This window comes from Pseudonocardia sp. DSM 110487, assembly GCF_019468565.1.
Lineage (GTDB): Bacteria > Actinomycetota > Actinomycetes > Mycobacteriales > Pseudonocardiaceae > Pseudonocardia.
On record NZ_CP080521.1, the window covers coordinates 4,599,248 to 4,623,751 of the forward strand.

A 24,504-nucleotide genomic window follows, 5' to 3' on the forward strand; every position below is an offset into this window, starting at 1 on the left:
CTCCGTCGCGGTGGGCGAACAGTACCCCAGGACCCGCGTTGACATCAGTCGTCATACGACTTATGTTTCCGCCACCCATACGAGGGAGGCATCGCGATGAAGCGAGTACTCGCAACGGCCGCCGCGCTCGTCGCGGCCGTCGCGCTGGCCGGGTGCGGCGGCGCGGCAGGCACCGGATCCCTGCCGCAGGGCGGCGGGGACGCGAAGAAGCTCGTGGTCTGGGACTGGAAGTCCGGCGACGCCAACACCGCCGGCTACTTCGAGGCCGCCCGCGCGGCCTTCGCCGCGCGGCACCCGGACATCGACGTCGAGTTCGTCGCGCAGCCGTTCGACCAGTACTACACGCTGCTCGGCACGGCCATCGAGGCCGGTCAGGGCCCGGACGTGGTGCTGTTCAACGGCGGCGGCCAGATCCGCGACCGTGCCGACGCCCTCGTCCCGCTCGACCCCTACCTCGACGGCGCGCGGCAGCGGCTGGCCGGCTGGGACGCCTTCCGCTCCGGCGACACCACGCTCGCCGCACCGGTGACGCTGCAGGGGATGCCGATCTACTACAACAAGGCGCTCTACCGGCAGGCCGGGCTCGACCCGGAGCGCCCGCCCGCCACGTTCGCCGAGCTCCAGGCCACCTGCGCCGCGATCGAGGAGCGCACCGACGCCACCTGCTTCTCCGCGGGCAACAAGGAGGGCTACGGCATCCAGTTCTTCATGTCGGCGTTCGGCCCGGGCATCCTCACGCCACAGGAGTACGACGCCTGGCTCGCCGGTGACCGGGACTGGAACTCCCCGAACGTGAAGCGGATCTTCGAGCTCTGGAAGCAGTTCGAGGACGCCGGCTACAACAACCCCGGCGTGAACTCCACGGCCCTGTTCAACGACGCCTTCTCGGTGTTCTCCGGCGGCCGGGCCGCCCACGTCATCGGGCTCATCTCGGATGTGGGCAACTGGAAGGACCTCGGCGAGTTCCTCGGAGCCGACCTCGGCGTCACCGTCGGGCCGGTGATCACCGACGGCGCCGCGCCCACGCTGGCCTTCGACGGCGGCATCGGCTACGGCGTCACGAAGTGGACGGCCGACCCGGCGCTCGCCGCCGACCTCGTCGCGGCACTGACGGATCCGCAGGCGCTGCGGGTCTTCTACACCGACGCAGGGGCGCTGCCCTCGGATCCGGGCATCGACACGTCCGACTCCGGCCCCGTGGTCGGTGAGCTGGTCGCGGACCTGTCCGCAGGCAAGCCCGCGCTGCACCTCGCGCTCTCGGCGAGCACGCAGGACCTGATGGGGCGGCTGTCGCAGGAACTGCTGGCCGGCTCGGTCACGGTCGACGACGCGGTGCGCCAGCTCGCGGCGGCCGACGCGGCATGACCGTCGGTACGGCATCGGCTCCCGCCCGGGCGGCGGAGCTGTCGGAAGGTCGCCGGTGGGCCATGCCCGAGCGGGCGTGGCCCTACCTGCTGGTGGCGCCCGCGGTGCTGGTGCTCGCCGTCTTCCGCTTCTACCCGCTGCTGCTGGGCGCGAACTTCTCGCTCACCGGTGACGGCGAGCAGAACGGGCAGTTCAACGGTCTTGCCAACTACGTCGAGATCTTCCGCGACCCGGTGTTCGGCTCCGCGCTGCGCAACGTCGGGCTGCTGATCCTGCTGCTGCCGGTCGCCGTCGCCGTGCCAGGGCTGCTCGCGACGTTCCTGTTCCTGCACGTGCCGGGGCACCGCTTCTACCGGAGCGTCTATTTCTTCCCGGTCGTCCTGTCACCGGTGATCATCGGCGCGATCTTCAACATCGTCCTCGCGATCGACGGGCCGGTGAACGTGCTCCTCGGCGGGCTCGGGCTCCGCCCGGTCGAGTGGCTCGGCGACCCGGGCATCGCGATGTTCTCGGTGGTCGCCGTGCACATCTGGGCCACGTTCGGGATGGCACTGGTGATCTTCCTCGCCGGGTTCGCGACCCTGGACAGATCGCTGCTCGACGCCGCCCGCGTCGACGGCGCCAACCTGGCGCAGACGATCCGGCACGTGATCGTGCCGGGGCTGTCGCGGACGATCCAGTTCGTGGTCGTCACGACCATGATCGGGATGCTGACCTCGATGTTCGGCCTGTTGTACGTCATGACGGGCGGTGGTCCCGGTTCGTCGACCTACCTCCCGGAGCTCTACATCTGGGTGATGCAGGGCGAGATGAACAGGCCCGCGCTGGCGTCCGCGGCGTCGATGGTGCTGTTCGCGCTGATGGTCGTGATCGGTGCCGCCCAGATCCGGATCCTGCGCCGTGCGACGAAGGAGGCGTGACGTGCCACGGATCGGCCGCTGGGTGATCGCCTTACCGATGGCACTGCTCGCGATCGCGACGATCTACCCGGTTCTCTTCACGGCGAACGTGGCGTTCAAGTCGCGGCGCGAGTACGTCCTCGACCGCTTCGCAGTGGCCGAGTCGTTCGGCTGGGACAATTTCGCCACCGCGTGGACGCGCTCGGGCCTCGACCGCTACTTCGTCAACTCGCTGCTGGTCACGGCCGCCTCGGTGCTACTGCTCATCCTGATCGGCTCGATGGCCGGGTTCGCGTTCAGCCACCTGAGCTTCCGCGGCAGCCGCCTGCTGTTCGCCGGGTGCCTCGGTGCTCTGCTCGTGCCGTTCCAGGTGATCATGGTGCCGTTCTTCCGGGTGCTCGTGGACACCGGCCTGCTCGACACCTATCCGGGGCTCGTGCTCGCGTACGTGAGCCAGTTCCTGCCGTTCACGATCTTCCTGATGACGAGCTACTACGCCGGTATCCCGCGCGACATCGTCGAGGCCGCCCGCATCGACGGCAACTCCCCGTTCGGCGTGTACCGGCGGATCATGCTGCCGCTGGGACGGCCCGCGCTGGTCTCGGTCGCGATCCTCAACGCGCTGTACTGCTGGAACGACGTGCTCGTCGCCCTGCTCGTCATGCAGTCCTCCGAGCACCGCACGCTCATGGTCGGCATCACGGCCCTGCGCGGGCAGTACTCCTCCGACATCCCGACCTTCGCCGCCGGGGTGCTCATCGCGGCCGTCCCGCTGCTGCTGGTCTACCTGGTCTTCCAGCGCCAGATCACCGAGGGCGTCACCGCCGGTTCGACGAAGGGCTGAACGTGCGGATCACGGGATTCCGGACCCTGACCACGATCCACAACCGTGGGCGCCCCCTCGGCGACGCCAACGGCGTGATCGCCGACGGCGTCACCGAGATGCCCGTCGTGCTCGTGGATACCGACGCGGGGATCACCGGAGTGGGGCTGGGTCCGCACCCCGAGCTGGAGCACGTGTTCGCCGCGATCGAGGGCGAGGACCCGCGCGCGGTCACCGCGCTGTACGACCGGATGCTCGACCGCGTCTTCAAGACCGGCCACGCCGGTGCCGTGTTCGGCACCATCGGCGCGCTCGACACCGCGCTGTGGGACATCAAGGCGAAGGCCACGGGCGAGCCGCTGTGGCGGCTGCTGGGCGCGCGGTCTCCGCGAGTTCCCGCGTACGCGTCGGGCATCGACATCGTGCTGTCCGACGAGGAACTGGTGACGCTCCACAAGCGCTACGCCGAGCACGGCCTGACCGCGGCCAAGCTCAAGGGCGGTCTCGACGTCGAGCGGGACCGCGTGCGGCTGGAGCTGGTGCGCGACGTGCTCGCCGAGGCGGGCGTGCGGCGCCCGGCGTTGATGCTGGACGCCAACGAGACGTGGTCCCGCAAGCAGGCGGTGCGCCACGTCGCCGAGCTGGAGCGCACCCTCGAACTCACCTGGGTGGAGGAGCCGGTGCGCCGCTGGGACGCCGAGGGGTTCGCCGTCGTCAGCCGGGGGGTCCGCGCGTCCGTCGCGACCGGCGAGAACCTCACCGGCCTCGAGCAGTACCGACCCCTGCTCGCCGCGGGTGGGGTCGACGTCGTGCAGGCGGGTGCCGTCTGGGGGATCACCCACTTCCTGCGGGTCGCGGTGCTCGCCCACGCCCACGACCTGCCGGTGAGCCCCGTCGGCGGCACACCCAACCCGCTCGTGCACGCCGCGGCCGCGGTGCCCAACCTGATCGCCTGCGAGCTGCAGGACCTGACCGATCCGCTCGGCCTGCACTCCGACGTCCGGGTGCAGGACGGGGCGATCGTGCTGGGCGAGCGGCCCGGGATCGGCGTGGAGGTGAACGAGGCGGAGATGACGCCGCCGCCGCCGACGGCCGCCGGGCCGGGCCCGCACGTGCGCCCGCCGGATGCGGGCCGACGGCTGGGCTAGGGGAGCTGGTCCAGTCCGAGGATCCGGTCCAGCAGGCGGAGGCGGTACACGGCGGTCAGCGCGGCGAACCACAAGGCGAGCGCCGGGAGGACGACGTGGTAGATCGGCGGCGCGGGGCCGGTCAGCCCGAAGTAGTCCGAGAGCGCGGGGATGAACAGGACCGCGATGAAGGCGGCGATCAGGCCCGCGACCAGGACGGACGGCCGGCGGTCACCGGTGGGCCGCGTCCACGCGGCGAAGAACCGCGTGGGCGGGGCGAGGAAGAGGATGAGCACGAACGACGCGAATCCGACGAAGGTCGACAGGCCGGTCTGGGCGCCGATCGTCGCGGCGGCCTCTGCGAAGTCGGTGTCGGTTCCGTAGAGCAGGCCGGTGTACCTCTCGAACTCGCTGATCACTTCTTCCGGGGTCCGCCCGGTGCTGAAGCCCTCCGAGACGCGCATGTAGAGGTAGGCGTAGACGGCTGTGCCGAACCCAGCCGTCACGATCGCGGCGGGGATGACGAACCGCGCGAGGTTGCCCAGCAGGTGCCGGTCCGGGCGCACCGGGCGGGCCCACAGGGTGAGGAACAGCGTCGGGACCCCGACCGTGAGCAGGGTCAGCCCGACCTGGGTGGGGGCGTAGGGGAAGCCGAGCCCGAGCATGGTGACCGCGAGGATCACCAGGCCCTGCGTGGCGACCCGCGCGAGGAACAGGTACATCGACGCCGCGATGCCGGCGATGATCCGCCTGCCCTCGGCCCTTGCCGGCAGCAGCGCGGCGAACGAGTCGTCGACGAGCACCACGTCGGCGACATCGCGCGTGACGGCGCTCCCGCTGCGCATCGCCACCCCGACGTGGGCGGCCTTGAGCGCCCTGGCGTCGTTCACCCCATCGCCGATCATCGTGACGTGGTGGCGCCCGCGGCGCAGCGAGGCGACGATCCGCTCCTTCTGCTCGGGGGCCACCCGCCCGAACACCGTGGTCCGCGCGACGAGCCGGTCCAGGCCGGCGTCGTCGAGGCCGTCCAGGTCACGGCCGCTGACCGGCTCCCCCGCAGGGAGACCCGCCTGTGTTGCGAGCGCCGCGACGGTGCGCGGGTCGTCGCCGGAGAGCACCTTGAGCGCCACGCCTTCCTCGGCGAACCGGCGCACGCTCTTCGCGACGTCGGGACGCAGCTCGTCGGCCAGCGCGACGATCCCGACCGGGTCCAGCGCCGGCAGGGCCGGTCGGCCCGTGGCATCGCGGAGGCCGGTGGTGGCACGGGCCAGCACCAGCACGCGCAGGCCCAGCGCGGCGCGCTCGGCGACCGCCGCGCCCAGATCCGCGCCGTCGAGGTGCGGCGCGAGGGCGTCGGGCGCGCCGAGCACCCACGTGCCGTCCGCCGTGACCAGGCCGGACCAGCGCAGGGACGACGCGAACTGCACTTCGTCGCGCACCTCCCACGCCTCGCCGGGCAGGCTTCCCGCCAGCGCGGCCGTGGTGAGGTTCGGGGTGGTCACCGAGCGGGCGAAGGACCCGAGGGCGGCAGCGGCGTCGTGCCCGCCGAGCTGCTCGATCTCCTTCAGCTCCAGGCGTCCGGTGGTGAGCGTGCCCGTCTTGTCCGTGCAGACGACGTCGACGTGGGTGAGCGACTCGACGGCGTTGACCTGCTGCACCAGCGCGCCCCGGCGCGCGATCTGTGCCGCGCCTCGGGTGTAGGAGAGCGCGATGAGGAAGAAGAGGCCGTAGGGCACCAGCCCGGAGAGCACCGCGGTGATCTGCACGACGCGCAGCAGCGAGAACCCCTCCAGCGCGGCCTGGGCGAGGATCGCCCCACTCATCAGCACGACCAATGCCATGACCAGCCGCACGACGAAGTCGATCCGCCGCTGCAGCGGGGTCTTGTCGGTGGTCACCCGGCGTGCCTCGGCGGTGAGCCGGCCCGCGTAGCTCGCCGCGCCGACGTCCCGGGCCTCCTGGTAGCCCTCGCCTGCCACGCAGAGAGTCCCGGAGCGCAGGTCGTCGCCCGGCTCCTTCACCACCGGCTCGGACTCCCCCGTGAGCAGGGACTCGTCGGCCTCGAGCCGGCCGCCCGGGAGCAGTGGCCCGTCCACGACGATCTGGTCGCCCGCCCGCACGCGCACGACATCGCCGCGTACGACCTCGGCCGGCGCCACGGGCACGTCGGCGCCGTCGCGCACCACGAACACCTGTGCCGCGTCGAGCAGCTGCAGCCCGTCGAGCTTCCGCTTCGCCCCGATCTCCTGCGCCGCACTGATCACCGCGTTGACCAGGCCCAGCCCGACGCTGACGAACGCGTCGTTGTAGCGGCCCATCGCGAGCAGCGCCGCGCCGATGACGAAGAGGATCGAGTTGTAGAAGGAGAAGACGTTGGTCCGCAGGATCGTCGCGTAGCTGCGCGACGTGCCGCTGACGGGCGTGTTCGCCTCGCCCGCGCGACGGCGGGCGGCCGCATCCGCGGAGGTCAGCCCGGGAGGTGCGGCCACGTCCATGGCCGGCACAGTAGGTCAACGAGCTGTGCGCGACGTGAGGAGTACGGCGGCGGTGTTCGCGATGACGACGAGCGCGATGCCGAGCCAGTCGAGTGGAGCGAACGCCTCCCCGAGCAGAACGGCGCCGATGGCGGCGGCGAACACGGGGTGGACACTCATGAAGATCCCGAAGAAATGGGCGGGGATCCGGCGCAGCGCCAGCAGGTCGACGGCGAACGGGACGGCCGATGACAGCAGCCCCGCCGCGGCGGCACAGGCGAGGGCGGCCGGCGACGGCGGGTGCGTGAGGAGGACCCCGATCCCGACCGGCACGTACCCGAGAGCCGAGATCGCGCCGGCGGCGGCCGTTCCCTCCAGCCCCGGCACCCGCCGCCCAACCGTGCGGTTGAGCAGGATGTACGCCGCCCAGCACCCCGCGGCGAGCAGGGCGAGGCCGACACCGACGTAGTCGCTCGACGGCTGCGGCCGCGTGAGGACGACGACCCCGACCGCCGCGAGCGCCACACAGCCCAGCGTGATGTGGCGGCGGGCTCCCGTCACCGCGATGACGAGGGGACCGAGGACCTCCAGCGTGACCGCGAGGCCGAGCCCGATGCGGTCGACCGCGGAGTACAGCGAGACGTTCATGACGGCGAACACCCCGGCGAGCCCGAGCACCGGCCACCACTGCCGCCGCGTGAACGCACCCAGCCGCGGCCGTCCGAGTACCAGCAGCGCGACCCCGGCCACCCACTGGCGCACCGCCACGACCCCGACGGGCCCGATCGCGTCGAAGGCGAGCGCCCCGACAGCGGCGCCGGTCTGGTTGGACAGCGCGCTGCCGAGGAGCAGTGCGACGCCAGCGGCCTCCCGCCGCGATCGGATCTCGGTGTCCATGTGGCCAGGATGCGTGCCGACAAGGCATTCCCAAAATGCATCTTCCGCTTGGTCGATACGCTGGACGCATGGACGTGGAGCTTCGGCACCTCCGCTGTCTCGTCGCGATCGTCGACGCGGGTGGGTTCACCGGCGCCGCGGCCGAGCTGGGCGTCACGCAGCCGTCCGTGTCCCGCGCACTGGCCGCCCTGGAGGACGCCCTCGGGGTGCGGGTGCTGCGCCGCACGAGCCGGGAGATCGTGCTCACTGCGGCGGGGGAGCGGGTGCTGGCCCGGGCTCGGCGGGTGCTCGCGGAGGTCGACGACCTCACCGCCGAGGCGCGCAGCGGCCACACCCGGCTCCGGCTCGGCCATGCCTGGGCGGCGCTCGGCGAGTACACCGTCGAGCTGCAACGGCGCTGGGCTGCGTCCCACCCGGACGTGTCGCTGCACCTGGTGCGCACCAACTCCCCCACCGGTGGCCTGGCCGAAGGCGCGTGCGACATCGCCGTGGTGCGGACGCCGTCCGGCCCGGACCGTCTCGATCTCCACCGGTTCGACAGCGCCGTCGTCGGCGTGGAGGCCCGCTACTGCGCGCTCGCCGCGGACGATCGCCTCGCCCGGCGCCGGCAGCTGCGCGTCGCCGAGCTCGGCGAGCGGGTCCTCGCGGTGGACCCGCGCACCGGCACCACCACCGTGGACCTCTGGCCGCCCGGCAAGCGACCCGATGTGGAGGAGATCCACGACGTCGACGACTGGCTCGCCGTCATCGCGAGCGGCCGCTGCGTCGGGGTCACGGCGGAGAGCACCATCACCCAGTACCGGCGCCACGGGGTCGTCTTCCGCCGGCTGCGCGACGCGCCCCCGGTTCCGGTGCGGTTGATCTGGTGGCGCGACGACCCGCACCCGGCGACGACCGACATGGTGGGGTTGCTGGCGGAGCTTTACCGGAGGCGGGTTCGTACGAGCGGCCCTTTCGTTCAATAGGATTGGGCGAACGGCACCGTTGCTCGTACCGCGCCCCGCCACCCGGGCATCCGCCGACGAGGCAACGGCGGCCCGGCCAGCGCGCCGCGGCCGATCGTCCCCACCGCTCGGTGACGAGGCGCCCTGCATAGATGCGGTTGATGCCATCCATCCCGACTATCTGTTTCCGGTCCGCCCGACCGGTTCCTACCGTGCGATACATGCGCATCGTGGTGTGTCGGCTCGACGAGTTCCCGCCGGGTGAGCGACGCGTCGTGCAGGCGGGGCGTCGTTCGATCGGGGTGTTCCGGGTGGGGGACCGGTTCTACGCGATCAACAACTACTGCCCCCACCAGGGCGGGCCGCTGTGCCTGGGGCGGACGAAGCCGTGGGTGAGCTCATCGGGGCCGGGGGAGTTCGTGCTCGCGGAGGACGACGCGCTGGTCGCGTGCCCGTGGCACGGGTGGGAGTACGACCTCGCCACCGGCCAGTCCTTCCTCGGTCCCGGTGAGCCGCCGGTCCGCACGTACGAGGTGTCCGTCGAGGCGGAGACGGCGGCGCCACGGGGCGGACGGATGCCTGGGCCGTATGTGGCCGACACGTTCGCGGTGCACGTGGAGGACGCCTACGTCGTGGTCGAGACGACCCCCCGCCCGGCCGCGAAGGCGCCGGGCGTCCGAGCTGCTGGAGGTGCGCAATGACAAGAATGGCCACGACGAGCACGCTGCCGAGGGAACAGGCCGCCGGTCCTCGGACCGGCCACACGATCGTCGACTCCGACATCCACCCGCACGCGCTGCCGCGCCACATCCTTCCGCGGCTGTCGGCGCAGCACCGCAGGCGGTTCGAGATGTTCGGCAGCCGCGTACCGGGCCCGCCGGAGATCTACCCGCGCGTGCGCAACTCCGGGTTCCGGCTCGATTCCTGGCCAGAGGGCGGGTTCCCGGGCAGCGATCTGCAGATGACGCGCGACCAGCTGCTCGACGAGTTCGAGATCGACCACGGCGTCCTGATCCCGCTGCAGGGGCACAGCTGGGGCGTGGAGCAACCCGAGTACGCCGCGGCGCTGTGCGGGGCGCTGAACGACTGGATCGTCGAGGAGTGGCTCGACCGGGAGCCGCGGCTGCGCAGCTCCATCGCCGTCTCGATCGAGACGCCCGAACTCGCCGCCGAGGAGATCGCCCGTCGTGCGGGCGACCCGCGGTTCGTACAGGTGCTGCTGTCCACAGGCGGCGAGTCCGGCTTCGGCGTGCGCCGCTACTGGCCGATCTACAAGGCGGCCGCCGAGGCGGGCCTTCCGATCGCGGCGCACACCGGCGGGCTCGAGCAGCACCGGGGCGCGGGTTGGCCATCGTTCTACCTCGAAGAACACGTGTGGAACGGCAACACGATGGCCTCGCTCCTGATGAGCATGCTCTGCGAGGGCGTGTTCACCGAGTTCCCGACGCTGCAGGTGGTCTGCGTGGAGGGCGGGATCGCATGGGCGGGCCCGCTGATGTGGGCGCTGGACGAGGCGTGGCCGAAGCTGCGGGAGGACGTCCCGCAGCTGACTCGGCCGCCGTCGGAGTACATCCGTGAGCACGTGTGGTTCACGACCCAGCCCGTCGAGGAGCCGGACGATCCGGCGCACCTGGAGATCGCGCTGCGGCACATCGGGATGAACGACCGGATCCTGTTCGCCTCCGACTACCCGCACTGGGACTTCGACTCTCCCCGGCAGGCGCCGAAGCTGTTCCCGGCCGCGCTGCGGCGCGACATCATGGGCTCGAACGCCTGCCGCCTCTATGCGCTGCCCGAGCGGGAGGTGGCGGCGTGACCGCCGTGCAGACCGCCGTGGTCGACACGGACGTGCACTGCTCGCCGAAGGCGCTGTCCGACTTCTCGCCGTACCTCGACGGCTACTGGCGCGGCTACATCACCGACGGCGGGCTCGCGCTGTCTCCGACGCAGGGCGGGGCCTACCCGCAGGCGGCGCCCACCAGCGGCAGTTCGGCTGCGACGTCGGTGGAGCAGTTGCGCGAAGGGTTCCTGGACGTCGCCGGGCCGCAGCTCGCCGTCCTGAACTGCACCACGTCGTTCCACTGCAACCGCAACCCGTACTACGAGGCGGCGCTGTGCCGGGCGGTCAACGACTGGCTGGTGGCCGAGTGGCTGGAGCGCGACGACCGGCTGCGCGCCAGCATGGTCGTGCCCACGTTGGACACGGCCGCGGCGGTGGCCGAGATCGAGCGGATCGGCGAGCACCCGCGGATCGTGCAGGTGCTGCTGCCGGTGCGCACCGACGCCCCGTGGGGGAACGTGCGGCACCGGCCGCTGCTGCGGGCCGCGGCCGAGCGCGGGCTCGTCGTCGGGCTGCACGCGTGGGGCCGCATCGGCAATGCCCCGACGTCGAGCGGGATGACCCACACCTACCTCGAGGACTACCTCGCCAACTCGCAGATCATCGTGCAGGCCCAGGTGACGAGCCTGATCACCGAGGGCGTGTTCGCGCAGCTGCCGGACCTGCGGGTCACGTTGCTGGAGTGCGGGTTCTCCTGGCTGCCCACCCTGCTGTGGCGGTTCGACAAGGACTGGAAGGGCGTCTGGCGCGAGGTCCCCTGGCTGGACGCCAAGCCGTCGGAGACCGCGCGTCGGCACCTGCGCCTCACCACGGCCCCGGCCCACCTGCCGCGCGACCCCGGCCAGGTGCGGGAGGCCCTCGACCTGCTCGACGCGGGCTTGATGCTGCTCTACGCGAGCGACCATCCGCACGACCACGGGTCCGGCGGCGAGCGGCTGCTCGCGGCGCTGACCGACGAGGAGCGCGAACGCGTGCTGGGCGGCAACGCCGCCGACTGGTACGCCCTCGGCTGATGCTGGAGGGCTTCGCAACCGTCGACGTCCCGGTGCCGAGCGGTGCGCGGATCCGGGTGCGCACCGCCGGCACCGGGCCGCCGGTGGTGCTGCTGCACGGCTACCCGCAGACGTCGGCGATGTGGCACCTGGTCGCGCCCGAGCTGGCCCGCGAGCACACGGTGGTGCTCGCCGACCTGCCGGGGTACGGCCACAGCGTCGCGCCGCCGGACGCCCCCGTCGAGGCGTTCGGGAAGCGCGCGATGGCCGCTGCGATCGTGTCGGCCATGGCCGAGCTGGGGTTCGACCGGTTCGCCGTGGTCGGGCACGACCGCGGCGCCCGGTGCGCCTACCGGCTGGCGCTGGATCACCAGGACGTCGTGACCGCGCTCTGCGTGCTCGACATCCTGCCGACGGCGGACGTGTTCGCCAGGGTCGATGCGGCGTTCGCCCGGGGCGCATGGCACTGGTTCTTCCTGGCCCAGCCCGGAGACCTGCCGGAGCGGTTGATCGCCGCCGACCCGGACGCGTTCTTCCTCCGCGGCGCCACGCCGTTCGCCCCGGAGGCAGTGGCTGCCTACCGGGCGGCCTGGTCGCGTCCCGACGTCGTGCGCGCGATGTGCCAGGACTACCGGGCCGGTGCCACCGTGGACGTCGCCGACGACGAGGCCGACCGCGGAAGGCGCACGATCGGCTGCCCGACGCTCGTGCTGTGGGGGAGCGGCGGCCCGCTCGGGCGCGAGCCGGACGTCCTGGGAACGTGGCGGGCGTGGGCGCCCGCGGCCGCGGGGCACGAGCTGACGTGCGGGCACTACGTCGCGGAGGAGCGCCCGGCCGAGACGATCGTCGCGGTGCGGGAGCTACTGGCGGGTTCCATACTGGGTCGGTGGTGAGGCGAGCGACGTCGCTGGCGAACCTCGACCTGAACCTCCTGGTGATCCTGCGGGAGCTGCTGCGCGAGCGGAACGTCACCCGCGCGGCGCATCAGGTCGGGATCACCCAGCCCGCCGCGAGCGCGGCGCTCGGCCGACTGCGCAGGCACTTCGGGGACGAGCTGCTCGAACGCACCCGCGGCGGGTTCGTGCTCACACCGCTCGGGGCGCAGCTCGCCACGCAGATCGAGACCGTCTGTGCAGGTGTCGAGCGGCTCTTCTCCACCGACCCCGCGTTCCGGCCGATGGACTCGGAGCGGGAGTTCGTCCTGCTGATGCCGGACTACGTGCTCGCGGCGCTCGGCGAGGGGCTCTCGCGGGCGATGCACGACGAGGCGCCCGGCACCCGGCTGCACGTGAAGGTCGTCCACGAGTCGATGCCTGCCGACCTCCTCGAAACGCTGCGGGTGATCGACGGCATCGTGTCCGTGCCCATGCCGAGGTTCCAGGTGGCCGGGATCCGCGGGACGGAGGTCTTCCGGGACCGGTGGGTGTGCGTCGTCGCCGCGGACAACTCGGTGGGCGAGCACCTGGAGCTGGCCGATCTCGAACGCCTGCCGTGGGTCGTCCCGCATCATCCCGACGGCGAGTACCCGCCCACGTCGCCGCTCGCGCCGCTGTTCGCCCGGCTGTCGGCGCGCCCGCAGGTGGCGGTGCGGGTGGACAGCTACCAGGCCACCCCCTACTTCGTCGCGGGCACGGACCGGGTCGCGGTGATGCAGCGGCGGCTGGCGCTGCGCTTCGCCGACCGGCCGGACCTGCGCCTTCTGGAGTGCCCTGGGGATCCGCCGCCGATCGTCGAGACGCTGTGGTGGCACGCGAAGAACGACGAGGACGACGCGCACACCTGGTTCCGCTCGATGGTCGCGCGGGCGTCGAAGGACGGGGACGGGCATCCATCGCGTTGATGGAGCGCATGTCAACTCGTGATTTCCGCGGGTGGCGACCGCGTTCGTACGGTGATCGGCGGACCCGAAGCGCACGAAGGGGTGTGCCATGGCCGACTCCCGTCCCGTCGACCCCGTCGTCGATGTCGTTCCGCTGATCGAGGACCAGAAGGTCGGCCGGTTCTGGGTCGTGCTGTTCGCCGTCGCATGGGCGGTGACGTTCCTCGACGGCTTCGACCTGCAGATCATCTCGTTCGCGGGCCGGTACATCCAAGAGTCGTTCGCCCTCACCAACACGCAGCTCGGCACGCTGGGCACCGTCGGTGTCGTCGGCACCCTGCTCGGCGGGATCGCGATGGGCTACCTGGGCGACCGGGTCGGCCGCAAGCCGGCGATCGTCGTCTCGACGATCGGGTTCGGCGTGTTCATGCTGCTCTTCGCCGTGGCGCAGGACTACGCGCAGCTGGTGGTGCTGCGGCTCCTCACGGGCGTCTTCCTCGGCGGTGCACTGCCGCTGGTGTGGGCGGTCGTCACCGAGTTCGCGCCCGTACGGCTGCGCTCCACGTCGGTCGTGATCACGATGATCGGCTACAGCCTCGGCAGCGCGTCGGGCGGACCGGTCTCCAACGCGCTCATCCCGCGGTTCGGGTGGGAGGCGGTGTTCGTGGCAGGCGGTGTGGCGTCGCTGCTGGCGGTCATCCCGGTGGTCCTGTTCCTCCCGGAGTCGGTCAAGTTCCTCGCGCAGAAGGACCTCCAGCAACACCGGATCGCGACGATCCTGCGGCGCGCGCTGCCGGACGTGACGCTGCCGGCAGGCGCCCGGTTCGTCGTCGGCACCGGCCCGCGCCGGGACCGCACCCGATTCACCCCCGCCGAGCTGTTCCGCGGCGGCCGGCTGGCACTGATCACCCCGCTGGTCTGGATCGCCTACATGTGCTCGTCGGCGATCGTGTTCTACCTGGCGTTCTGGGGTCCGATCCTCAACGAGCGGATCGGGTTCAGCGTGTCCGCCGCCGCGACACTCGCCGCGTGGACGGCCGTGGCCGGGGCGGCAGGCCAGCTGCTCATCGGGCGGTTCATCGACCACCGCGGCGCCGGCACGATCGCGTGGATGCCGCTGCTCGCGGTGCCGTGCCTGATGCTGATCGGGCTCGTCCCGCTGACCGCGGCCGGCTACGTCGCCGTGATCATCCTGGCGAACATCTTCGTCATCGGCGGGCACGGCGGCATCATCAGCGTCTGCGGGATCTTCTACCGGCCGGCGATCCGCGCCAACGGGGCGGGCTGGGCGACGTCGATGGCCAAGTTCGGCGCGATGCTCGGCCCGTGGCTGGCCGGGTTCGTGATGGACCAGGGCGTCGACGCCCGAGGCACCTTCTTCGTGTTCGCCTTCTTCCCGGTCGCGATGGTGGTGCTGCTGGTGGCGCTGGGCCGCATCCAGAAGGGCCTGCCGGCGGACGCCGATGGATCGCTGCAGGCGCCGGTACCCGCTGTCCGCTGAGCTTCCGCGTTGCGAAAGCGCCGTCGAGGCGGGGGGCCGGCCCGGGCATCGTGAGGTGCATGAGCATGACCACCCGCGCCGCGATCTGCCGCGAGCCGCGCAGGCCGTGGGAGATCACCGACGTCGAGCTCGACGACCCGCGCGCGAACGAGGTGCGCATCCGGTTCCACGCCGCAGGCCTGTGCCACTCCGACGATCACATCCAGAAGGGCGACGCCCGGATGCGGTTCCCGGTGGTCGGCGGCCACGAGGGTGCCGGGGTCGTGGAGGCGGTGGGCGCCGGGGTCACGCGGGTCGCCGTCGGTGATCACGTCGTCTGCTCGTTCATCCCGGCCTGCGGCTCGTGCCGGTACTGCTCGACCGCGCGGCAGAACCTGTGCGACGCGGGCAAGAACGCCTCGACGGGGGAGTTCCCGGACGGCACCTTCCGGTTCCACCTCGACGGCGAGGACCTCGGCGGCCTGTGCGTGCTCGGCACGTTCGCCGAGCGCGCGGTGGTCTCGGAGTTCTCGTGCATCCCGATCCCGGACGACATCCCGTTCGACGTCGCGGCGCTGGTGAGCTGCGGGGTCCCGACGGGCTGGGGCTCGGCCGTGTACGCGGCCGGGGTCCGCGCGGGACAGACCGTCGTGATCTACGGCGCAGGCGGGGTGGGCAGCAACGCCGTGCAGGGCGCGCGGTACGCGGGTGCGAAGAACGTGGTGGTTGTCGACCCGGTGCCGTTCAAACAGGACATGGCGAAGGTCTTCGGGGCCACGCACACGTTCGGCGACGCGGAGGCCGCCCACGAGTTCGTGGTGGACACGACATGGGGCGAGCTCGCCGACCACGCGATCATCACCGTCGGCGTGCTGCACGACGAGGTCATCGCGAACGCGCTGAAGGTGGTCGGCAAGAGCGGCCAGGTGACGATCACCGCGGTCGGCAACGGATCCCTGGTGGCCCCGGCCGGCATGCTGATCGGTTACCAGCGGCGCGTCCAGGGCGCGATCTTCGGTGCATGCAACCCGCTCTTCGACGTCCCGCGGCTGCTGGGCCTCTACCGCTCCGGGGATCTCAAGCTCGACGAGCTGATCACCCGTCGCTACCGGCTCGACCAGGTCAACGAGGGCTACCAGGACATGCTCGACGGCAAGAACGTCCGCGGCGTCATCGTGCACGAGCACTAGGGACAACGATGACGACCGCACCCGCAGCACCGCTGCTCGTCGAGAACGCCCACCTCATCGGCGACGAGTGGGTCCCGGCGGCGTCCGGCGAGACGATCGACGTGATCGACCCGGCCACCGGTGACCTGCTCGCCCGCGTGCCCCGCGGCACCGCAGAGGACGTGGACGCGGCCGTGCGCGCCGCCGAGGCCGCGTTCCCGGCGTGGCGCGACACCAGCGCAACCGCCCGCGGCGCGCTCGTGGCCCGCTGGGCCGCGCTCGTCGAGGCGCACGCGGCCGAGCTCGACCGCCTGGAGTCCCAGGAGGTGGGCCGCCCGCACTGGGGCCCGCCGCCGATGCCGCGGATCCTCACCTTCATCGCGGGCCAGGCCGACAAGGTGCAGGGCCTGTCGCTACCGACCCAGTCCCCTGACGTGCTGGGCCTGACCCTGCGTGAGCCGTTCGGCGTGGTCGGCAGCGTGATCCCGTGGAACGCGCCGGGCCCGATGTTCGTCACCGACACCGGCGCCGCGATCGCCGCGGGCAACACGATCGTGGTCAAGCCGGCCGAGGACGCCCCGCTCACCCCGCTCGCGCTGGCCAGGCTCGCGCGGGAGGCCGGGATCCCGCCGGGTGTCGTCAACGTGGTCACCGGCTACGGCCCCGAGGCGGGCGCTGCGCTCGCGGCTCACCCCGGGATCCGGCGCATGAGCTTCACCGGTTCGCCGGAGACGGGCGCGCAGGTGATGGCGGCGTGCGCGCGGAATCTGGTGCCGCTGCACCTCGAGCTGGGCGGCAAGTCGCCGCAGGTGGTGTTCCCCGACGCCGACCTCGACGTCGCGATCCCGGCGATCGTCGCCGGCATCACGCTCAACACCGGGCAGATCTGCGCCGCGGGCTCACGGGTGGTGGTCGACCGGTCCATGCACGGCGAGGTGGTGGAGCGGCTCGCCGAGCGCATGGCTCAGGTGAGCGTCGGCCCGTGGCACGAGAAGGTGCAGATGGGGCCGCTGATCAACGCGAAGCAGCACGCGCGGGTGCTGGACTACGTGCGGGTCGGGCGGGAGGAGGGCGCCGAGCTCGTCACGGGCGGCGGCCGCCCTGCGGGCGCGGTCTTCGAGCGCGGCTACTTCGTGGAACCCACGCTCTTCGACCGCGTGGCCCCTGACATGCGGATCGCGCGCGAGGAGATCTTCGGGCCGGTCCTCTCGGTGGTCCCGGTCGACGGCGAGGCGGAGGCCCTCGATGTCGCCAACGGCACCGACTACGGGCTCGTCGCCTCGGTCTGGACCCGCGACGTCGGGCGGTCGGTGCGGATGGCGCGCGGCCTGCAGGCCGGGCAGGTCGTGGTGAACGCGGCGCTGGGCGCAGGCGTGATCGGCGGGCCGTTCGGCGGGTACAAGCGCAGCGGCTTCGGCCGCACGATGGGGGCGGACGCCGTGCTGGAGTACACGCAGGTGAAGACGGTGTCGTTCCGTGGGTAATCCAGTGCGACTCCGGGTGCTGATGGAGCCGCGCCACGGCGCCCGCTACGAGGAGATCCTGGCGCTCGCGCTGGCCACCGAGAACGCAGGCTTCGACGCGTTCTTCCGCTCCGACCACCTGATGGGCGTCGACCCGAACGACCCGACCTACCACCCGACCGACTGCTGGACGACCCTCGGCGGGCTGGCCCGCGACACGACGCGGGTGCGGCTGGGCTCGCTCGTCACGCCGGTGACCTTCCGGGAACCGGGCCTGCTCGCGGCCATCGTCGCTTCGGTGGACGACATGAGCGGCGGGCGTGTGGAGCTGGGGCTCGGCACCGGCTGGTACGAGCGCGAGCACGCCGCGTTCGGGATCCCGTTCCCGTCACGGGCGGAGCGGTTCGACCGGCTGGAAGAGCAGCTGGCGGTCATCACTGGATTGTGGTCGGGGCCGGGGTTCTCCTTCGCCGGAACGCACCACGGGATCGAGGACAACCGCACGCCGCCGCGGCCGGTACAGCGGCCGCACCCGCCGATCATCGTCGGCGGCAGTGGCCCGAAGCGGACCCCGGCGATCGCGGCCCGGTTCGCGTCGGAGTTCAACGGGGCGCTGACGTCCGGGGGCGGCACGGAGGGGCTGCGGGAGCGGTTCGCACGCTTCGCCCGCGCCTGCGAGGCGATCGGGCGCGACCCCGCAGGCGCGCGCCTGTCCGCGGTGCTGCCGGTCGCGTGCGGCGCCACGCAGGCCGAGACCGACCGTCGCTCCGCCGTGATCGGGTCGGAGCTGATGCGGGCCAACGCCGCGATCGGCTCGCCCTCCGAGGTGACCGAGCGGATCGGTGAGCTCGCCGAGGCCGGCGCCGACACCGTCTACCTGCACATCTACGACATCCACGATCTCGACCACATCGCGCTGATCGGCGCCGAGGTGCTGCCGCACGTCGCGCTGGACAGAACGGGGGCCTCCCTATGACCATCACGACCCGCGCCGCGATCGCACGGCAGCCGCACACCGGCTGGGAGCTCGTCGACCTGCAACTGGACGAACCGAAGGCGCACGAGGTGCGCGTGAAGTTCGCCGCAGCGGGGCTGTGCCACTCCGATGACCACATCACCCAGGGCGACGCGCCGGTGCGGCTGCCGATCGTCGGCGGTCACGAGGGCGCGGGCATCGTGGAGTCGGTGGGGCCGGACGTGCGGCGGGTCCAGCCGGGCGACCGGATCGTCTGCTCCTACATCCCGGCCTGCGGGGCCTGCCGGCCGTGCTCGACGGGGCACCAGAACATGTGCGTGAAGGGCCTCAACGCGGGCACCGGGATGTTCCTCGACGGCACGTTCCGGTTCCACCTCGGTGCGGAGGACCTGGGCGGCTTCTGCACGGTCGGGTCGTTCTCCCAGTACGCGGTGGTGTCGGAGTGGGCGTGCATCCCGCTGCCCGACGACATCCCGTTCGAGATCGGTGCCCTCGTCGGGTGCGGCGTGCCGACCGGCTGGGGCTCGGCGGTGCACGCGGCGGGCGTGCGGGCCGGGGACACCGTGGTGATCTACGGCGCGGGCGGCGTGGGAAGCAACGCCGTGCAGGGCGCCCGGTACGCGGGCGCGAAGAACGTGGTCGTCGTGGACCCGGTCGCGTTCAAGCGGGACATGGCGAAGGTCTTCGGGGCGACGCACACGTTCGCGGACGCGAAGGCCGCGCACGACTTCGTGGTGGAGACGACGTGGGGCCAGCTGGCCGATCACGCGATCTGCACGCCGGGCGTGCTCACCGCCGGGATCGTGGCCGCGGCCGTGCAGGTCGTCGGCAAGGGCGGCAAGGTCACGGTCACCGCCGTCGGGAAGCTGGGCGAGAACGCCGTCACCGTGCACGCCGGCCAGATGATCAGCTATCAGCGGCAGGTCCGCGGCGCGCTCTTCGGCGACTGCAACCCGCTCTACGACGTGCCCAAGCTGCTGGGGCTCTACCGCTCCGGCGACCTGAAGCTCGACGAGCTGATCACCCGGCGCTACGCGCTCGACGAGATCAACCAGGGCTACCAGGACATGACGGATGGCAAGAACATCCGCGGCGTCGTCATCCACGAGGGCTGACCCGGTGACCACCCCAGGGTTCGTCGCGCCCGACGACGTCGACGCCGTCACCGAGCTGCTGCGCGCGCAGCTGGAGGGGCTGCCCACGCGGTCGCCGCTCTACGCCGACCACCTCGGCGAGCACGGGGTGACGCCCGCGGCATTCGCCACGCTCGACGACCTGCGCAAGTTCCCCTTCACGACGAAGCAAATGCTGCGCGACTCCCAGGCCGAAGCGCCGCCGCTGGGCCGGCACGCCGGCGTGCCGATGACCGAGGTCGTGCGGGTGCACGCCTCCACCGGCACCACCGGGCGGCCGAGCTGGGTGGGCGTCACCCGCCGCGACGCCGCGGCGTGGACCGACATGGTGGCGCGCGCGTTCCGGACGATGGGCGCCACGCGCGAGGACGTCGTGCTGCACGGCGCCGGCCTCACGCTCTTCGTCGGCGGTCTCCCGATCCGCGACGCCCTCGAACGGATCGGCTCCACCCTGGTGCCGATCGGGACCGGGGCGTCGGAGAAGGCCGTGCTCGCGCTGGAGACGCTCGGCGTAACCGCCCTGCACTCCACTCCCTCCTACGCCCGGTACCTGGCCGAGTACCTGCGCGGGCTCGGCCGGGACCCGAAGGAGTTCGGCCTGCGCAAGGTCTTCGTCGGTGGTGAGCCCGGCGGCGGCGAGCCGGCGTTCCGCGCGCACGTGGAGAGTGAGTGGGGCGCACCGGTCACCGAAGGCCTGGGCAACGCCGACATGGCTCCCGTCCTGTTCGGGGAGGAGCCGGGTAGCGGCGGGATGCGGTTCACCGGCGGCCGGCACGTGGTCGTCGAGCTGATCGATCCGGACAGCGGCGAGCCGGTGGGCGCCGAGCCGGGCGCCACCGGCGAGCTGGTCTACACGGCGGTGGATCGCGAGTGCTGCCCGCTGGTGCGCTTCCGCACCCGCGACCGGGTGGTGGTCACCGGCCGCGCCGCGGACGGGGCTCCCCTGATCCGCTGCGTGGGCCGCACCGACGACATGCTGATCGTGCTGGGCGTGAACGTCTTCCCCTCCGCGGTGCGTGACCTCGTGCAGACCCTGCACCCGCGCACCACAGGGGCCGTGCAGATCGTCCTGCCCGCTGCCGGGCCGCGCGTCGAGCCGCCGCTGCCCGTGGAGGTCGAGTGGGGCGAGCAGCCCGGCGACCGGGAGCAGCTCGCCCGCGACGTCGAGGCACTCATCCGTCACCGGCTGTCGGTGCGCGCGGCCGTCACGCTCGTGCCGCCCGGGTCGCTCGAACGCTCCGAGATGAAGTCCCGGCTCACCCGCCTCGCCAGCTGACATCGGAGGGACATCCGTGCCGAACGCGATCCTCGACCCCACCGGCGGCGCCGCTGTGATCAACGCAGCGGTGGCTGCCCCGTTCGCGCCAGCACCCCGCAAGCGGGACCTCGCCGGAGCTCGCATCGGGCTGCTGGAGAACACCAAACAGAACGCCGCGCTGCTGCTCGACGAGGTCGGCAAGCTGCTCGTCGCCGAGCACGGCGCGGCCGCCGTCACGCTCATGCGCACCAAGACCGCGTTCGCCCTGCCCGCCGCCGACGAGCTCGTGGCCGAGTACGCCCGTGAATGCGACGTGGTGGTCACCGGCGTGGGCGACTGCGGCTCGTGCAGCGCCTCCGCCGCAGCCGACGGGGTGGCCTTCGAACGGGCCGGCCTGCCCGCCGCCGTGATCTGCAGCGACGCCTTCGTGGCCACGGCCGACGCGATGGCCGCGCTGCGGGGCGCGCCAGGCTACCGCTACCTCACCACTCCGCACCCCGTCGCGATCCTGACGCCGGACCAGGTGCGGGAGCGGGCGGCGCGGCTCGCGGGCGCCATCGCGGACCTGCTGACGGGGAACGGTTCATGACCGATATCGACACAGCGCTCGACCCCGACGTCGCGCAGGCCGCGATCGAGCACTGCTTCGACCAGGGCTGGTCGGACGGCCTGCCGCTGGTGCCGGCCTCGCGGCCGCTCGTGGACCGGTTCCTCGCCACCACCGACCGGGCGTCCGACGAGGTGATCGGGCGGCTCGCCCAGGTCGGCCGTGAGGTCACCGTCGAGCTCGCCGCGATCAACGCCGCCATGGCCGGGTGCAAGCCGGAGTACTTCCCGGTGGTGCTCGCCGCATGGGACGCGCTGATGCGCGAGCGGGCCACCGGCGGCGGGGGCTGGCAGTCGACGAGCGGGCCGGCCCCGCTGATCGTCGTCAACGGGCCGGTGCGTGACGAGCTCGGGTTCAACAAGGCGGGTGGCGTGTTCGGGCCCGGTTTCCGGGCGAACGCGACCGTCCCGCGCGCGATCGGGCTGATCGTCCGCAACGCGCTGGGCATCCACCCGCACGTGTTCGAGCAGGCCACGCAGGGGCTGCCGGGGCGCTGGTCGATCTGCGTGGCGGAGAACGAGGAGGAGAGCCCGTGGGAGCCCCTCTCCGTCGAGGCCGGGCTCCCGGCAGGCGCGTCCGCGGTGTCGGCGACGCTGCTGCGGACGTCGGAGTTCGTGGACAACCGGCACACCAGCGACGCCGAGCAGCTGCTCGCCGACTTCGCCGACACGATCTCCCGCACCGGCGCGTGGATCTTCCGGCACGCCTCGGCCGGGATCGTGTTCTGCCCTGAGCACGCCCAGCTGCTCGCGGGCGCGGGATTCGACCGGGCGAAGGTCCGTGCGTGGCTCGCCGAACGTTGCGGGCGGACGGTCGGCGACCTCGCGGACGTCGGGAAGGACGGGCTGGGCGACAACGGCGTGCGGCACGCGAGCGGCGCGCGCCCGGACGGCTTCGACAAGTTGCTGCCGACCGATGATCCGAAGCACCTGCTGATCGCGGTCGCCGGGGCCCGCAACGCGGGCATCTCGATGGTCGTACGGCTGTTCGCCGGGTGGTCGGCGACGGCGGTGCCCGTCGAGGCGGTGACCCATGAACAGTCGTGAGTGGATACGCGAGCCAGAGCGCGCATATCCACTCACGACCCCGAGGAGGAGGTCATGGTGAGTGACACGGTGCGAGCGGCGGTGCAGGTGGCGCCGCGCCAGATCGAGCTGCGCAAGTTCCCGCGCCCGGCGACCGGCCCCGACGACGGGCTCCTGCGGGTGGAGGCCAACGGCATCTGCGGCAGCGACGTCGAGTCCTACCGGGGCCACCTCGGGATGGGGCGCGGGCCGACGATCCCCGGGCACGAGCCCATGGGCATCATCGAGGAGATCGGCGACCGCGCCGCGGAGCGCTGGGGCGTGCAGCCGGGGGACAGGGTGGCCCTGGAGGTGATCGTCCCGTGCCGGTCGTGCCACGACTGCCTCACCGGGCGCTACCAGGCCTGCCGCAACCGCAAGTACGGCCACGGAGTCACCGGGATCGACGTGCCCCCGTCGCTGTGGGGTGGGTTCGCCGAGCACCTCTACCTGACGCCCGGCGCCGTGCTGCACAAGATCGACAAGACGTTGCCGGCCGAGCTGGCCGTCATGTTCAACCCCCTCGGTGCCGGCGTCCGATGGGCGGTTCACCTCGGTGAGGTCGGCCTCGGCGACACGCTGCTGATCCTCGGCGCCGGGCAGCGCGGCCTCGCCTCCGTCATCGCGGCGCGGGCAGCCGGTGCCGGCACGATCATCGTCACCGGTCTGGAGACCGACGCCCACAAGCTGGCACTGGCCAGGGAGTTCGGGGCCGACCACACGATCGTCGTCGACGGGCCCGACGCGGAGGACACCGTCGAGCGCGTCCGCGAGATCACCGGCGGCGCGATGGCCGACGTCGTTCTGGAGCTGACGCCGATGGCGGCCGCCCCCGTCACGCACGCCCTGCAGGCCGCCAAGCACGGCGGCCGGGTGGTGCTCGCAGGCTTGAAGGGCGGGGCCGAGGTGCCGCTCAACACCGACCTGATCATCAACCGGGCCCTCACCGTGCGCGGGGCGTACGGGGTGGACGCGCGCGGCTACGCCGAGGCGATCGCGATCATCGAGTCCCGCCGGTTCCCCCTGGCAAAGCTGCACACCCACACCTTCGGCCTGGACGACACCGAGCTCGCCATCCAGACGCTCGCCGGCGAGGTGCCGGGCGAGGCCGCGGTGCACGTGTCGGTCCACCCCAACCTCTAGGAGGTCGCGTGCTCGTCGACGCCCACGCCCACCTGCTGCCGCGCGACTACCCGGCCGACGCACCCGAGTGCTTCCCTCGGATGGAGGCGATCGACGGCGAGACCGCTCGCCTGTTGCTGTTCGGGACGATGCGGTACCGGGCGCGCGACGCCTTCTTCGACGCCGAGCGCCGCATCGAGGAGCAGGACGCCTCGGGCGTGGACGTCGAGGTGCTCAGCCCGATGCCGCCGCTGCTGCGCTACGACCTGCCCGCGGTCGACGGCCTGTCGCTGGCCCGGCACGTCAACGAGGCCACGGCGCAACTGTGCGCCGCGGCGCCGGACCGGCTCGTCGGGCTCGGCATGGTGGCGATGCAGGACCCGGACGCCGCGGCAACGGAGCTGAAGGCCCTGCAGGACCAGGGGCTGCGCGGGGTCGAGATCGCCTCGAACGTGCTCGGTACGTCGATCGGCGACGAGCGTTTCCTTCCGTTCTTCACCGAGGCGCAGCGGCTCGGCACGGCGGTGTTCGTGCACGCGATGCCCTCGCCGACGCCTCGGCTGCCCGCCTCGGCGATGGGCACCTACGTGGTGGGTTTGGAGGGGATGCTCGCCGTCGCGTCGATGATCTCCGGCGGCACCGCCGCCGCCTGCCCTGACCTGCGGATCTCGTTCAGCCACGCCGGCGGCGGATTCCCGCTCGTCGTGCCCCGTGCGCAGTACTTCTGGGGTGGCACCTGGAACGAGGAGCCCGCCGTGCCGGAGCGGGCGATCGCGCACGACGACGGCCCGTCGCCCCTCGACTACGCCCGCCGGTTCTTCTACGACTCGATGGTGTTCGACCGGCGCGCCCTGCGGTACCTGGTGGACCTGCTAGGTGCGGACCGGCTGCTGGTCGGCTCGGACTTCCCCGCGATGCCCCGGGAGGATCCGGCGGGCCGCACGCTGCGCTCGCTGGACCTGGCGCCGGAGGTGCTGGAGCAGATCACCTGGCACAACGCGTGGAGCTGGCTGGGGGTCGACCCACCGCCGGTGGGATAGGCCCTGGGCCGC

General features: G+C 72.3%; 22 protein-coding genes. 20 read left to right on the top strand and 2 right to left on the bottom strand.

The window, feature by feature from the left end:
• The first annotated feature begins 96 nt into the window (after positions 1-96).
• Genes K1T35_RS21425 through K1T35_RS21440 form a run of 4 tightly spaced genes read left to right on the top strand, consistent with a single transcriptional unit; the run spans position 97 to position 4,235 of the window.
• Positions 97-1,365: an ABC transporter substrate-binding protein gene (locus K1T35_RS21425; RefSeq protein WP_220261896.1), complete on the top strand. Its 1,269-nt coding sequence runs from the start codon at positions 97-99 to the stop codon at positions 1,363-1,365.
• Positions 1,362-2,285, top strand: a complete 924-nt coding sequence (locus tag K1T35_RS21430) for a carbohydrate ABC transporter permease (protein ID WP_220261897.1) — start codon at positions 1,362-1,364, stop codon at positions 2,283-2,285. The genes K1T35_RS21425 and K1T35_RS21430 overlap by 4 nt, the downstream gene beginning before the upstream one ends.
• Position 2,286: 1 nt before the next feature.
• Positions 2,287-3,108, top strand: a complete 822-nt coding sequence (locus tag K1T35_RS21435) for a carbohydrate ABC transporter permease (protein ID WP_255622381.1) — start codon at positions 2,287-2,289, stop codon at positions 3,106-3,108.
• Between the two features lie 2 nt (positions 3,109-3,110).
• Positions 3,111-4,235, top strand: coding sequence for a mandelate racemase/muconate lactonizing enzyme family protein (locus K1T35_RS21440; protein WP_220261898.1), 1,125 nt, complete (start codon positions 3,111-3,113; stop codon positions 4,233-4,235).
• Here K1T35_RS21440 and K1T35_RS21445 read toward each other — a convergent pair.
• Positions 4,232-6,709 carry an HAD-IC family P-type ATPase gene (locus K1T35_RS21445; protein ID WP_220261899.1) on the bottom strand — a complete coding sequence of 826 codons (2,478 nt, stop codon included), beginning with the start codon at positions 6,707-6,709 and terminating at the stop codon, positions 4,232-4,234. The two genes, K1T35_RS21440 and K1T35_RS21445, sit on opposite strands and share 4 nt — an antisense overlap.
• 15 nt (positions 6,710-6,724) lie before the next feature.
• Positions 6,725-7,585 carry a DMT family transporter gene (locus K1T35_RS21450; protein ID WP_220261900.1) on the bottom strand — a complete coding sequence of 287 codons (861 nt, stop codon included), beginning with the start codon at positions 7,583-7,585 and terminating at the stop codon, positions 6,725-6,727.
• A gap of 68 nt (positions 7,586-7,653) precedes the next feature.
• On the opposite strand from K1T35_RS21450, the gene K1T35_RS21455 reads away from it, so the two are divergent.
• From K1T35_RS21455 to K1T35_RS21530, 16 genes are all read left to right on the top strand, one after another.
• Complete coding sequence (locus K1T35_RS21455; RefSeq protein ID WP_220261901.1) at positions 7,654-8,550, top strand: LysR family transcriptional regulator; 897 nt, start codon at positions 7,654-7,656, stop codon at positions 8,548-8,550.
• A gap of 200 nt (positions 8,551-8,750) precedes the next feature.
• Positions 8,751-9,230, top strand: a complete 480-nt coding sequence (locus tag K1T35_RS21460) for a Rieske (2Fe-2S) protein (RefSeq protein WP_220261902.1) — start codon at positions 8,751-8,753, stop codon at positions 9,228-9,230.
• A complete protein-coding gene (locus K1T35_RS21465) occupies positions 9,227-10,345 on the top strand; it encodes an amidohydrolase family protein (RefSeq protein ID WP_255622382.1) in 1,119 nt (372 codons plus the stop codon). Before K1T35_RS21460 ends, K1T35_RS21465 begins: the two co-directional genes overlap by 4 nt.
• Positions 10,342-11,382: an amidohydrolase family protein gene (locus K1T35_RS21470; RefSeq protein ID WP_220261903.1), complete on the top strand. Its 1,041-nt coding sequence runs from the start codon at positions 10,342-10,344 to the stop codon at positions 11,380-11,382. The genes K1T35_RS21465 and K1T35_RS21470 overlap by 4 nt, the downstream gene beginning before the upstream one ends.
• Positions 11,382-12,254 (top strand): alpha/beta fold hydrolase, encoded by an 873-nt coding sequence (locus K1T35_RS21475; protein ID WP_220261904.1) that lies wholly within the window; start codon positions 11,382-11,384, stop codon positions 12,252-12,254. Before K1T35_RS21470 ends, K1T35_RS21475 begins: the two co-directional genes overlap by 1 nt.
• Positions 12,248-13,201 (top strand): LysR family transcriptional regulator, encoded by a 954-nt coding sequence (locus tag K1T35_RS21480; protein ID WP_220261905.1) that lies wholly within the window; start codon positions 12,248-12,250, stop codon positions 13,199-13,201. The genes K1T35_RS21475 and K1T35_RS21480 overlap by 7 nt, the downstream gene beginning before the upstream one ends.
• An 88-nt stretch (positions 13,202-13,289) precedes the next feature.
• Positions 13,290-14,681 carry an MFS transporter gene (locus tag K1T35_RS21485; protein WP_220261906.1) on the top strand — a complete coding sequence of 464 codons (1,392 nt, stop codon included), beginning with the start codon at positions 13,290-13,292 and terminating at the stop codon, positions 14,679-14,681.
• A 59-nt stretch (positions 14,682-14,740) separates the two neighbouring features.
• Complete coding sequence (locus K1T35_RS21490) at positions 14,741-15,850, top strand: NDMA-dependent alcohol dehydrogenase (RefSeq protein WP_220261907.1); 1,110 nt, start codon at positions 14,741-14,743, stop codon at positions 15,848-15,850.
• 8 nt (positions 15,851-15,858) lie between these two features.
• Complete coding sequence (locus tag K1T35_RS21495) at positions 15,859-17,313, top strand: aldehyde dehydrogenase (protein WP_220261908.1); 1,455 nt, start codon at positions 15,859-15,861, stop codon at positions 17,311-17,313.
• A 22-nt stretch (positions 17,314-17,335) separates the two neighbouring features.
• Positions 17,336-18,268, top strand: coding sequence for an LLM class F420-dependent oxidoreductase (locus tag K1T35_RS21500; RefSeq protein ID WP_220262740.1), 933 nt, complete (start codon positions 17,336-17,338; stop codon positions 18,266-18,268).
• Positions 18,265-19,383 carry an NDMA-dependent alcohol dehydrogenase gene (locus tag K1T35_RS21505; RefSeq protein ID WP_220261909.1) on the top strand — a complete coding sequence of 373 codons (1,119 nt, stop codon included), beginning with the start codon at positions 18,265-18,267 and terminating at the stop codon, positions 19,381-19,383. Before K1T35_RS21500 ends, K1T35_RS21505 begins: the two co-directional genes overlap by 4 nt.
• Positions 19,384-19,387: 4 nt before the next feature.
• Positions 19,388-20,677, top strand: a complete 1,290-nt coding sequence (locus K1T35_RS21510; RefSeq protein WP_220261910.1) for a phenylacetate--CoA ligase family protein — start codon at positions 19,388-19,390, stop codon at positions 20,675-20,677.
• A gap of 16 nt (positions 20,678-20,693) precedes the next feature.
• On the top strand, positions 20,694-21,248 hold the full coding sequence (locus tag K1T35_RS21515) for a UGSC family (seleno)protein (protein ID WP_255622383.1): 555 nt from the start codon (positions 20,694-20,696) through the stop codon (positions 21,246-21,248).
• On the top strand, positions 21,245-22,312 hold the full coding sequence (locus K1T35_RS21520; RefSeq protein ID WP_220261911.1) for a hypothetical protein: 1,068 nt from the start codon (positions 21,245-21,247) through the stop codon (positions 22,310-22,312). Before K1T35_RS21515 ends, K1T35_RS21520 begins: the two co-directional genes overlap by 4 nt.
• A gap of 54 nt (positions 22,313-22,366) precedes the next feature.
• A complete protein-coding gene (locus K1T35_RS21525; protein WP_255622384.1) occupies positions 22,367-23,473 on the top strand; it encodes a zinc-binding dehydrogenase in 1,107 nt (368 codons plus the stop codon).
• Positions 23,474-23,481: 8 nt separating this feature from the next.
• Entirely contained in the window at positions 23,482-24,492 is a 1,011-nt protein-coding gene (locus tag K1T35_RS21530; protein ID WP_220261912.1) for an amidohydrolase family protein, read from the top strand.
• The last annotated feature ends 12 nt before the right edge of the window (positions 24,493-24,504 follow it).